Raw genomic sequence first — 12708 nt, 5'->3', positions numbered from 1 at the left:
ATATGAAGTTAAGCTTTGGCGCTGTCCTTTTTATGGCGTTGTTCCCTTTAAGGTCGTTCTGTCAGCTGGTGGATAAAACACCGGCCGCGGTCCCCGTTGCGCCCGAAGTTTACCGGGAAGTGCCGTGGGAGAACCCGCTGATCGACGGCATTAACCGCGATCAGTCGCGTGCCACTGCCTATTCTTATGCCTCTGTAAAAGATGCTTTAAGTCTGAGCAGGGAGCAATCCGGCCGTATGCTTTCGCTTAATGGCCAGTGGGACTTTCATTATGCCGTTAAACCAGCAGATACCCCTGCTAACTTTTATAAAGGCCTCGTGAGCGGCTGGAAGAAGATCACGGTACCTTCAAGCATAGAAATGCAGGGATATGATAAACCGATCTATAAGAGTGCGGTGTATCCTTTCCGTCCGGTAAATCCACCGCATGTGCCGCAGGATTATAATGGCGTAGGCTCTTATCAGCGGACGTTCACCCTGCCTGCTAATTGGAAAGACATGAACATCACGCTGCATTTTGGCGGGGTAAGTTCAGGTTTTCGTGTGTGGTTAAACGGGAAGTTCTTAGGTTATGGTGAAGACAGTTTCCTGCCTTCTGAATTTAACGTCACACCTTATCTGAAAGCGGGTGAGAACGTTGTTTCTGTACAGGTGATCCGCTGGACTGACGGTTACTTTTTGGAAGATCAGGACCAGTGGCGCATGAGCGGTATCCACCGCGAAGTGATGCTGTTGGCAGAACCGAAGCTGCGGATAGCTGATTTTCATTGGCAGGCCAAGCTGGATAAAGATTATAAAGATGCCTTATTGAGTATCCGGCCAAGGATGGAAAATTTGACAGGCCAGCAGGTAAAAGGATACGTGCTGAAGGCGCAGCTGTTCAACAAAAACGAGCAGCCTGTATTTAAGCAGCCTTTACAACGGAGTGTAGAAAGCATCATTAACGAAATTTATCCGCGACTGGATAACGTGAAATTCGGCCTGCTGGAAGCGAAGGTAAATAACCCGGAAAAATGGAGCGATGAAACCCCCAACCTTTACACCCTGACTTTGAGCCTGGAAGATAGCACGGGCAAAGTGCTGGAGGTGAAAAGCTGTAAAGTAGGTTTCCGTAGCATCGAATTTTCTAAAACTACGGGCAAGCTACTGATTAATGGAAAGGTAACTTACCTGTACGGCGTTAACCGTCCGGATCATGACCCTGTAAAGGGGAAAGCGTTATCACGCGAAGATATTTTAAGGGATGTTCGTACCATCAAACAGTACAACTTCAATTGTATCCGTACCAGCCACTACCCGATGGATCCATATCTGTATGACCTATGCGACGAGTACGGTATCCTGGTGATCGATGAAGCAAACCTGGAAACGCATGGACTGGGTTCTAAACTAAGTAACGATCCCATGTGGACGGGCGCTTACCTCGACAGGGTTACCCGCATGGTAAACCGCGATAAGAACCACCCGAGTGTAATTATCTGGAGCTTGGGCAACGAGGCCGGCCGCGGACCCAATCATGCGGCGATGGCTGCCTGGGTACACGATTTTGATATTACCCGTCCCGTACATTACGAGCCCGCGCAAGGTACGCCTGCGGCAGAAGGATATATTGATAACCAGGATCCGCGCTATCCAAAAACCAATGATCACTCGCATCGCCTGCAAAACCCGATCGACCAACCCTATGTGGATATCGTGAGCCGGATGTACCCCAGCATCTACACTGCGCCACTATTGGTAAATCAGCAGAATGGCGATAACCGGCCCATCTTTTTTGTGGAATATTCGCATGCTATGGGGAATTCAAACGGCAACCTGCAGGATTTGTGGACGCAGTGGCGTTCTATCCCGCGTGTAATCGGCGGTGCCATCTGGGAGTTTAAAGACCAGGGCTTACTGAAGCACGATTCAACCGGAACAGCCTATTACGCCTATGGCGGCGATTACGGCGAAAAGTACTATGACGACTTTACCATTAAAGGAATTGTAGCCGCGGACGGCCGCCCCAAACCAGAGATTGAGGAATGTAAACATGTATTTCAGCCAGTAACGGCAGAGCTGAGCAATCAAGCAGAACGGCTGATAAAAGTTACCAATCGTCATGCTGCAAGATCCTTGGCGGACTATAAACCTGTCATTGAAGTTTTAGAAGATGGTGTGGTTATTTCTACCAAAACGTTATCACCTATCGCTTTGGCAGCCGGAAAAGATACCGTTATCAGTATTGCGAAATACCTGCCTGCCTTAAAGCCGGGTAAAGAATACCTGGTGAATATTCGCTTTTTGTTGGCAAAAGTAGAAGTATGGGCGCCAGCCGGGTTCGAGATCGCTTACGATCAACTCGCATTGACAGGAAGAAAAGCAGTTGCAACGGTAACTAACAAGGCCGCGGTTAAAGTAACGGAAAACAATAATGCCTACGCGGTTACCGGCAGCGGTTTTAAGATATTATTCAACAAAGAAGACGGGGCATTATCCTCGTACATATGGAAGGGTAAAGAGAAGATGTGCCAGCCTTTGCTGCCGCATTTTACCCGGCCTATGACAGATAACGACCGTCGCGGCTGGAAGATGGATAAAAAGCTAAAGCCGTGGTTTAAATCAACGCCAAAGCTGGTTAGTACTGGCACGAACAGGCAAACTGATGGCAAAATTACAATAAATAGCACCTACACCCTGATCGGCGATAGTGCTAAGGTTACGGTTACTTATGTGATTAACGGTAACGGGGCTATCAAGGTTGACTATCAGCTTACCGCTGATCCAAAACTACCTAATATTCCTAAAATAGGGATGCAGGGGGGGATAGACGCCACGTATCAGCAGATCAGTTGGTATGGCCGTGGGCCTTTCGAAAATTACATCGACCGGAATTCAGGTGCCATCGCTGGCATCTACCATATGCCGATCAATTCATTTATGGAACCGTATGTGGTTCCGCAGGAAACCGGTAACCGTACGGATGTACGCTGGATGTTTCTGGGCGACGAATCTAAAAAGCAAGGCTTGCTGATTATTGCGGACAGTTTATTAAGCATGAGTGCCTGGCCTTATACCGAACAAAATATTGCTACGGCAAGGCATACCAACAAGCTGCATGATGCAGGCTTTATCACGCTGAATATCGATCTGAAGCAAACCGGTGTCGGCGGTAACGATAGCTGGTCTGAAGTGGCAGCGCCATTACCTCAATATCAAATACCTTCAGGTAATTACCACTACAGTTTTTACCTGTTGCCTTTTAATGGAACGGGGGCGCAAGCGACAAAAGGAGTGTCGGGATTTAAATTTTAAGGTATGAAAAAGTTGGCTTTACTTGCGCTGATCTTAGTTGCCTGCCTGAACGGGATGGGGCAGAAAAAAGGTACTGCTCCCGCTGATGTTGTCACCCGGGCTTTTCTTCACCCCTCCGCCGCTGCAAAACCGAGAGTGTTATGGTACTGGATGCAGGGTGCGGTGACCCGCGAAGGAATTACGGCAGACCTGGAAGCCATGAAGCAGGAAGGCATAGGCGCGGCTTACCTGGTCTGTATTAAACCGCCTGCTAATCCGCCTTATATTAATCCGCTGGTTGTTCAGTTAACGCCGGAGTGGTGGGGTATGGTCAAGTTCGCCGTGCAGGAAGCCGGCAGGTTGGGGCTGGAATTGGGTATCCATGATTCTGATGGCTTTGCGCTGGCTGGTGGTCCCTGGATAACGCCTCAGCTTTCTATGCAGAAGGTGGTTTCGAGCCAAACCCGGGTGAAGGGCGGCACAACGTTTACTGATACCTTAATTACGCCTGCACATTACAAAGATTACTACCACGACATTAAAATACTGGCTTACCCGGCTTTGCCCGGTTCGGGCGTAACTTCTTATAAGCAGGTACCCAAAGTGACAACCAGCGTAAAGGATATTGATCCGCAGTTTCTGGTTGAAAAAGGTAATAAGAAAACCTTCAGCAGTAGCGATCCCTGTTGGATTCAGCTGGGATTTAAAGAGCCCTTTACCTGCCGCTCTTTACAGATTCGCAGTGCTGCACCAAATTACCAGGCAGAAAGGTTGACAATTGAAGTGAGTGATGATGGTAAAGCCTTTCGGACACTAACGCAACTGAAAGCGCCACGACATGGCTGGCAGGATGGAGATGCACCGGTCACCAATGTTATTCCCACCACCACAGCCCGTTTTTACCGGTTGGTTTATGATAAAGAAGGTTCTGAACCCGGTGCCGAAGATCTTGATTTTGCCAAGTGGAAGCAAAGCCTCAAGATCAACGCGATAGAATTGTCTTCAGAGCCCAGGATTCATCAGTATGAAGGAAAAACGGGCGAAGTGTGGCGAGTGAGTGAGCGTTCTACCGCACTGCAACTGCCCGACGAATTGTGTATACCCAAAGATAAGATTATAGACCTGACGGACAAACTGGATAAAGCCGGTCGCTTGAATTGGAATGTTCCTGCCGGCGACTGGGTAGTTGTACGGATAGGTCATACTTCTACCGGGCATACCAATGCCACGGGTGGGGGTGGCATAGGCCTGGAATGCGATAAGTTTAATCCTGCCGCGGCAGAATTGCAGTTTAACAAGTGGTTTGGTGAAGCCTTGCGCCAATGCGGACCAGAGTTGGCGCGAAAGGTGATTAAAAACTTTTACATTGATAGCTGGGAATGCGGCAGCCAAAACTGGTCGGACAATTTTGCAGCCGAGTTTAAAGCGCGGCGCGGTTACGATTTAATGGCTTATCTACCCGTGATGGTTGGCTTGCCGGTAGAAAGTGCAACGGTTTCTGAAAAAGTATTAAGCGACGTTCGGGAAACCATCGCAGAACTGGTTCGTGATAAATTTTATGGTACGCTGGCAAAACTGGCCCACCAGAACGGTTGCCAGTTTAATGCGGAAAGCGTTGCGCCTACCATGACGAGCGATGGCTTGTTGCATTATAGCATGGTAGACGTTCCGATGGGCGAATTCTGGTTACGCAGCCCGACACACGATAAACCTAACGATATGTTGGATGCGATTTCGGGCGGGCACATTTATGGGAAGAATATCATCCAGGCAGAGGGCTTTACCGAGTTGCGAACCGTGTGGGATGAACATCCGGCCATGCTAAAAGCTTTGGCCGACCGTAACCTGGCCGCTGGCATGAACAGGCTGACCTTCCACGTCAACGTACTAAACCCATGGCTTGATCGAAAACCGGGAATGACACTGGATGGCATAGGCTTGTATTTTCAGCGCGACCAAACCTGGTACAAGCCCGCGAAGGCCTGGGTGGAGTATCTTACCAGGTGCCAGGCCTTGCTGCAACTGGGGCATCCGGTAACAGATCTGGCGGTATTCACTGGTGAAGAAACACCCAGACGTTCTATTTTGCCTTACCGTTTGGTGAATACGCTGCCGGGTATTTTTGGTCAGGAGCGGGTAGCTACAGAGCAGGTTCGCCTGGCGAATAAGGGTTTACCGCTGAGAACCATTCCTGATGGTGTGACCAGCAGCGCCAATATGGCCGATCCCGAAAAATGGATTGATCCACTAAGAGGTTACCAGTATGATTCTTTCAATAAGGATGCCTTGCTCAGGCTGGCGCAGGTGAAAGACGGTAAAATGATTTTACCCGGCGGCGCGGCCTATAACATTTTGATTGTCCCAGGCGATATACCGATGAATCCGCAGGCTGGCAACATTTCGCCGGAGGTAGCAAAAAAATTAACTGCATTGGCTAAACAGGGCTTAAAAATAGTTTTGGCGACAGCATTGGAAAAAGCTCCCGGAATGTCCGACGACGCAACTGTTGCACAGGCAGGTAAGGAATTAGCTGCTTATCAGAACGTATTAAAAGGGGCATATCAGCAAGAAACTTTTGAAAGTGTGGGTTTAGCGAGAGATTTTTCAGCGACGGATTCCGCAGGTCATCCGGTGAATGATCTAGCGTGGGCGCACCGCCAGGGCGAAGGTTTCGACTTGTATTTTATATCGAATCAGCAGGACGCGGGACGAACTGTTAGCATTAGCCTGCGTGTGGGTAACCGTGTTCCCGAAATTTTCGATCCGCTTACGGGCACCATCCAACAGGCTAAACAGTATCGCACTTCATCAAAACAAACCAGTCTCACTTTAAAGTTCGATCCGTCTCAGGCGTTATTCGTCGTGCTTAGGAAGCCCGCTTTGGGTAAGGCCTCAAACAAGGGGGATAACTGGAATCACTTTACCCCGATTCAAACCCTGGAACAAAAATGGCAAGTTCAGTTTGATGCAAAAATGCGCGGACCAAAATCTCCCGTAGTATTTAATGGGTTGAGCGACTGGTCGAAGAGTATGAATGACAGCGTGAAGTATTACTCCGGTACGGCGGTTTACCGGCAACAGTTCAACTTTAAGAACAGCGGTTCTGGCAAAACATATATCGATTTAGGTAAGGTGACTAACCTAGCTACTGTAATCGTCAATGGTGTGGATTGTGGTAACGCGTGGACACCTCCTTACCGCGTTGACATCACTAAAGCTTTAAAACCCGGCATGAATCAACTGGAAATTCAGGTAACCAATACCTGGGCCAACCGCATCATGGGCGACCATAACCAACCCGAGGAGAAGCGCCTCACCTGGACGAATGCGCCCTATCGGTTAGAAAATAAAGCTTTGCTGCCTGCCGGGCTTTTAGGCCCGGTAAGGCTATTAAAAACGGATAATTAAGAAGATGAGAAAGCTATTTGTTGTATTGTTTCTGGCGATTGTTTGCGCTGCCTCGTACGGGCAAAAGAAAGCCCTGGTAAACACATCGGCCAGTCCGTATGCTAAATTAAGCAGCGTGGATATGGGCGATGTAAAATGGACGACCGGTTTTTGGGCAGACAGGTTCAGGGTGTGTAAAGATTCCATGATACCAAATCTCTGGCGGATTTATACTGATCCGAAGATCAGCCACGCCTATGAAAACTTTAAGATAGCTGCCGGGCTGGATACCGGATCGCATTCTGGGCCACCGTTTCATGATGGCGACTTCTACAAGTTGCTGGAAGGCATGGCCATGATGTATGCCACTACGCACGACCCTGCGCTGGATAAAATGATGGATCAGGCTATTGCCGTAATTGCAAAAGCGCAACGGGCCGACGGCTACATCCACACACCAACAATTATTGCCGAACGAAAAAAAGGCAATGCGCAAACCTTCGGCGATAAGCTGAATTTCGAGGCCTATAACCTTGGTCATTTAATGACCACTGCTTGCGTGCATTACCGCGTTACCGGCAAAACCACCTTGCTGAACGTGGCTGTCAAGGCAACAGACTTTCTCTATAACTTCTACAAAACAGCCACGCCGGAACTGGCAAGAAATGCCATTTGCCCATCGCATTATATGGGCGTGGTAGAAATGTACCGTACCACGCATAACCCTAAATACCTGCAACTGGCTAAGAACCTGATTGACATCCGTGGCACTGCGCCGGAAGGGACGGACGATAACCAGGACCGTATTCCTTTGCGCAAGCAGCAGTCAGCCATGGGGCATGCGGTAAGGGCGAATTACCTGTTTGCTGGTGCGGCTGATGTCTACACCGAAACGGGCGACACATCGATCTTAAACACACTCGACCGCATGTGGAATGATGTGGTATACCGCAAAATGTATATTACCGGTGGCTGCGGTGCCCTGTATGACGGCGTTTCTCCGGATGGAACTTCTTACAACCCAACAGATGTGCAGAAGATACACCAGGCCTATGGGCGCGATTACCAGTTGCCAAATTTTACTGCCCATAATGAAACCTGCGCCAATATTGGTAATGTGCTCTGGAACTGGCGCATGCTACAGGCAACCGGCAAAGCGCAGTATGCCGATGTGATGGAGCTGGCGTTATACAATAGCGTGCTCTCTGGCATTAGCTTAAACGGTAAAAACTTCTTATATACCAACCCGCTGAGTTATTCTGATGATTTGCCTTTTAAACAACGCTGGTCTAAGGATAGGGTAGGTTACATTAAGCTTTCTAACTGCTGCCCGCCGAATGTGGTGCGAACCATTGCCGAGATCAGCGACTATATGTACAGTACATCAGATGAGGGTTTATGGGTAAATCTATATGGTGCGAATAACCTGCAAACTACATTGAAGGACGGCGGCAAGATTAAATTAAGCCAGGTGACAGATTACCCCTGGAATGGCAAAGTTACGCTGACCATGGATGAAACTTCAGGTAAAGAATTTGCTTTGTTTTTACGCATTCCGGGTTGGTGCAAACAAGCTGACTTAAAAGTAAACGGCGAAGCGCAAAATAGCAGCTTAACAGGCGGTACTTATGCCCAAGTGAAGCGCAAATGGAAAAAAGGCGACCGTGTTGAGTTGGTGATGGATATGCCTGCAACATTAATGGAAAGTAACCCCTTGGTGGAAGAAACGCGCAACCAGGTGGCTGTAAAACGCGGACCGGTAGTCTATTGCCTGGAAGGGGTAGATCTGCCTTCGCAAGCGGTGATCAGCAATGTGGCTATTCCGACTGGTGTAAACCTTCGCCCCAAAACAATACAGGTAGCCAATACCGAGATAGTCGCTTTAACCGGCGAGGCTGATTTAAGACCGGCGAAGAACTGGAATAACCAGCTTTACCAGGAAGTAGGTGCAAAACCGGCAGAGAAGATCAGCATCAGCCTGATCCCTTATTACGCATGGGGTAACCGCGGCCATACCGCCATGGAAACCTGGATACCGGTTGATCGTTAATAGGCGCTGATCACATCCTTCTCGCGTTCTTTGGGGAATACTTTTAAAGAGGTAACCTTGCCGTTGGTCAGGGTTGCCTCTACAGTAGTGTTGTAAGGTGCGTGCAGCTTAAAATGTACGTTCCAGTCTTTTGGCCATGCCGGGAACAGGTAGATTTTCCGGTCGTTGGTTTGAAGCAGCATTTCCTGTAACCCGATCATGCCGCTGCCGCCCCAGTTATGGTCGGGCACCCAATCGTAGCCAGGGCCCCAGAATGCAGGGAATCTTCTTCCCGAATTTTTGAGCTTAAAGAGTGTCAGCTCTGCCGCTTCGTTTGTCAGTCCCAATCTTGCTGCAAAAATATTATCCTGTTTCCAGCCCTTACCGCTCCTGAACTTAATTGCCAGGGTATCATACTTCCAGGTATTCAAAGCCGTCTCTAAATCGGGTTTGCCTACGCCGTAAATTTCCCAGGGAAATACCGGGTATAGCTGCGTAGTTTCAGTATTGTTAATGCGTTGCCAGGTGAGGGCAGGGGCAATAGTTTTGTGCCCGTTTATCTCGGTATAATTTAAAGGCGGTATGCGCTGCAACATCTGCTGCCATTGTTGTTTCTGCTCGTTGTTTAAATATCCGTCAGGCAATGCCAACAGGCGTGTTAATACCGTACGCAGTGCGGCAATGGTAGAGGTAGAATTATAAGCCATCTTATAGGTCTCGCCACCAGAACCGGGAAAGAGTACCAAATGCCCCGAGCCATCTAAAGCCTTATTACCACGCTGTTTGGCCAGGTACTGGTAGTGTTCGTCAAAAAAGGTGAGGCAGCTTTCAATGAAGGGGATATAGGTTTGGATGTTACTGCCGTTATAACGTTCCGTTTCCAGCATCATCAGGCAAAATTCAATAACGGTATCCCATTCATATTCCAACCAGGCGTTGTATTCCAGGCCCTTATCGAAGTTAGGCGGACGTTTCAGGCCATACTCGGCACGGTTTGGTAGGCCAAAGTTCTCGAGTTGCTCCACAAAACAGGCCCCGTTGTGCCCCCAGTAAAATTTGCTTCTTAACTCGGCGTTCTTTAACAAACGCAGGTAAAACGCAAACTGCGGCAGCATCAGGTCAAAGTCGCCATTCTTTAGCATGGGCCAGTAAACCAACCGTTGGTTTTGTGCTGTCATGGTACCGCCGCCCCAGTTTCTAAAATCGGGTGTAAAACGGTACGCGGTATCTGTATAAGCAGGGTCGACAGTGAATAATCCTCCGTTAAATTTGGTAGGGTAGTGCCCATAAGCATTGCAGCCCAGCATGTAACGGAACAATTGATAATTACGCCCTGCCTGCCAGGCTACATTAGAAGTGTCTGCATTTGTAGGGTTGATGTTGATGAAGCTTCTATACCAGTAGGCTTTCCACCAGTTTGCCGTGGCTTTCCACGCCGATGCCTTGTTATGTGCTGCTTCTGCAATTACTTTGTTTAAACCCGTTCGCCATTGCTCAACCGTGCAGCTATCAGCAGTATTCAGGTAGATCTTCAGGTTGGTTGTCTTCGTAGGGCGGATGTTTTGCAGTGTCCACCCTTTAAAGTCGGTATTCCGGTAAGTGCCGGTGTAAGTATTACCGGGCTTCATGCGCTCGCCGGTCATTCTTCCGCCAAAGGTTAGCCGGTAAAGCGGGTTATAAAGCTGCTGCTTAATGCCTGACAGTCCTTGCTGCCGCACAGTCGCGTCGAAAACAGAGGTGTCCAGGTTATGGTGATAGAATTCTACGCCGCTTTCGGCAAAGCGAATGCTATCTTTCAGCGTCTTTACGTTTACATTCGCCTCCCACTTGTACGAATCCTGGTTATTCTCGCGCCCCTTCACCGGCCGGTCTTTATACCGCCAGCTTTCATAGGCGGCAGTAGCAGTAACAGGCTTGCTGGATTTTATTTCGACGGAAATAACCGGGCGGTGTACATCTACCCAGATCTTAATGGCAGATGAAAGATTGCCGTTAGCGGCTTTTACAATTACGGAACCACCTCGCAGACTTAGCTTTTGTTCGAATTGCTGCCCGTTTAAAGGGCTTGGGCTGAGTTTGATACGTACTCGCCCCAGTTTGAGCATCGTATTGTTTTCATCGAAAGTGCCGCTGCGGGCAATGTAAAAGAGCAGGTCGCCGTTTTCTACCCAAACATTAAGGCCCACATCGCCACCGCCACAAGGCATAGATTCGCCTGCATTCTTACTCGGCGTGTTCCAGCTCACGTCATATTTACTGATTTCTGCAGCGGGTTGCGCCAATAGTGGGCGAATGGCAGACAGCAGCAAAAAAATCAGCAGCCTTAATTTCATACGGCTTGTTTAAGGCTTTCCTGCTGGGCGGCTAATTCCTGCTTACGCGATTCGCGCCAGCCTTTGTAAAGCAGTTTGCTGTCGATATCCGGTTTCGGGAAGAACAGGCTGGCAACATAGCCGACGATGATCACCACAAAATGGCTGTAAACGCCCAGCATATATTTATGCTGGCTGAAGTTGTATTTTCCTAAGTCGAGCAGGATATGTTTGTCTTCACCTAAACCAATTTTGGCAGAGGTAAGAAAGGCATATGAGGTGAAAATAATACAGGCGATGATACCAATGTTCAGGCCCTGGCGGTTGGCCCGGCTGCTAAACAGGCCTAACAGGAAGATACCTGCAATACCGCCGGAGAAGATCGCGTACAACGTGAATACAATCCCCAAAACGCCTTCCTCGCCCGACATGATGTAAAGCGTGGCGATCAGAATAGAACCTATCCCGGCGGCGACTACAATCCATTTACCGGCCTTTAAGTATTCGGCATCGCTGCGGTTTGGGCGAAGCTTTTTATAATAGTCTTCTACGCCAATAGCAGAAAGACAGTTCAGATCGGCGCCAAGGCTGGAAATAGCGGCAGAGATCAAAGCAGCAAGAATTAACCCGACTACGCCCGTTGGCAATTTCGTCATGATGAAATAGGGGAACACCGCATCGGCCTTAATGCCCGCCGGCAATGGATTCTGCTGGTAGAAGGCAAACAGCGCTGTACCGATGAACATAAACAAGGCCCATAACGGTACGGTCAGCGCCACACCCATCAGTGATGCGCGGATAGCAGCTTTGTCTGTTCTGGCTGTCAGATATCGCTGTACCATGGTTTGGTCAGTTCCGTATTTCTGAATAGCATAAAATACGCCGTTAATCGCCATGACGATGAAGGTCAGCTTTTTGAAATCCCAGGTATAAGGGCCAAAGTTGTTTTTATGATTAACGGTAGCAATGTGCCATAGCTCGGGGAAGCCACCTTTGATAGAAAATATCAGAATAACGAATGAGGCGATGCCGCCAACGATTAGCAGGAAGCCCTGCACAACATCTGCCCATATCACGGCTTCTACGCCACCCATTAGCGTGATCACCACGATAACCACGCCGATCACCCAGGTGATCAGGAAAGTGTTGGTATTCGTCATGTTAGAAAGTGCCAGCGCCAGCAGGAAAAATACCGTTCCCATTTTAGAGAAATGCGTGAGTACGAATGATACCGAGCTGTACATACGGGCGAAGGTTCCGAAGCGCTTTTCGAAGTACTCATAGGTACTCAGGCCGATTACCCGGCGGTAAAGCGGCACAATGAACCATACCATCACTAACAGCACGATAGGCACCATCATGCCTTGTACCAGTAAGATCCAGTTAGAGGAGAAGCCTTCGCCGGGGTAGGCCAGAAACGTAACACTGCTGATGAGCGTGGCCATGAGCGACATGCCGATTGCCCAGGCAGGGACAGAGCCGCGGGCGACGAAGAATTTTTTGGTAGAGTTTTGCCCCCTTGAAAACCGCAGACCAATACTTAGCGAAACCGTAAGCGCCAGTGCGATGATAATATAATCTGCCAGATGTAAAGTTTCGTGTTTCATTATTCTCCCTGGATAGAATCCGTTGCGCGGCAACTTGCCAAATACCGCACATTTGTGGTTAGCTCAAATGCGGATACGGCCAGATTCTAAGAAATACGTTT

General features: G+C 48.9%; 5 protein-coding genes. 3 read left to right on the top strand and 2 right to left on the bottom strand.

Features of this window, described 5'->3' with window-relative positions; translation table 11 throughout:
* The first annotated feature begins 2 nt into the window (after positions 1 to 2).
* From MUY27_RS09810 to MUY27_RS09800, 3 genes are read left to right on the top strand one after another with little or no spacing between them, the layout of a single operon-like run.
* Positions 3 to 3293, top strand: coding sequence for a glycoside hydrolase family 2 TIM barrel-domain containing protein (locus tag MUY27_RS09810; protein ID WP_245129837.1), 3291 nt, complete (start codon positions 3 to 5; stop codon positions 3291 to 3293).
* A gap of 3 nt (positions 3294 to 3296) precedes the next feature.
* Positions 3297 to 6680 carry a glycosyl hydrolase gene (locus MUY27_RS09805; protein WP_245129836.1) on the top strand — a complete coding sequence of 1128 codons (3384 nt, stop codon included), beginning with the start codon at positions 3297 to 3299 and terminating at the stop codon, positions 6678 to 6680.
* Between the two features lie 4 nt (positions 6681 to 6684).
* Positions 6685 to 8709, top strand: a complete 2025-nt coding sequence (locus MUY27_RS09800) for an aceric acid hydrolase (protein ID WP_245129835.1) — start codon at positions 6685 to 6687, stop codon at positions 8707 to 8709.
* Here MUY27_RS09800 and MUY27_RS09795 read toward each other — a convergent pair.
* Together MUY27_RS09795 and MUY27_RS09790 are read right to left on the bottom strand one after the other, a co-directional pair.
* Positions 8706 to 11021, bottom strand: a complete 2316-nt coding sequence (locus MUY27_RS09795; protein ID WP_245129834.1) for a DUF5703 domain-containing protein — start codon at positions 11019 to 11021, stop codon at positions 8706 to 8708. The genes MUY27_RS09800 and MUY27_RS09795 overlap by 4 nt on opposite strands.
* A complete protein-coding gene (locus tag MUY27_RS09790) occupies positions 11018 to 12607 on the bottom strand; it encodes a sodium:solute symporter family protein (protein WP_245129833.1) in 1590 nt (529 codons plus the stop codon). The genes MUY27_RS09795 and MUY27_RS09790 overlap by 4 nt, the downstream gene beginning before the upstream one ends.
* Positions 12608 to 12708 lie beyond the last annotated feature (101 nt).

Source organism: Mucilaginibacter straminoryzae, from assembly GCF_022953055.1.
Taxonomy (GTDB): Bacteria; Bacteroidota; Bacteroidia; order Sphingobacteriales; family Sphingobacteriaceae; genus Mucilaginibacter; species Mucilaginibacter straminoryzae.
This window is presented reverse-complemented; position numbering and strand designations above follow the sequence as displayed.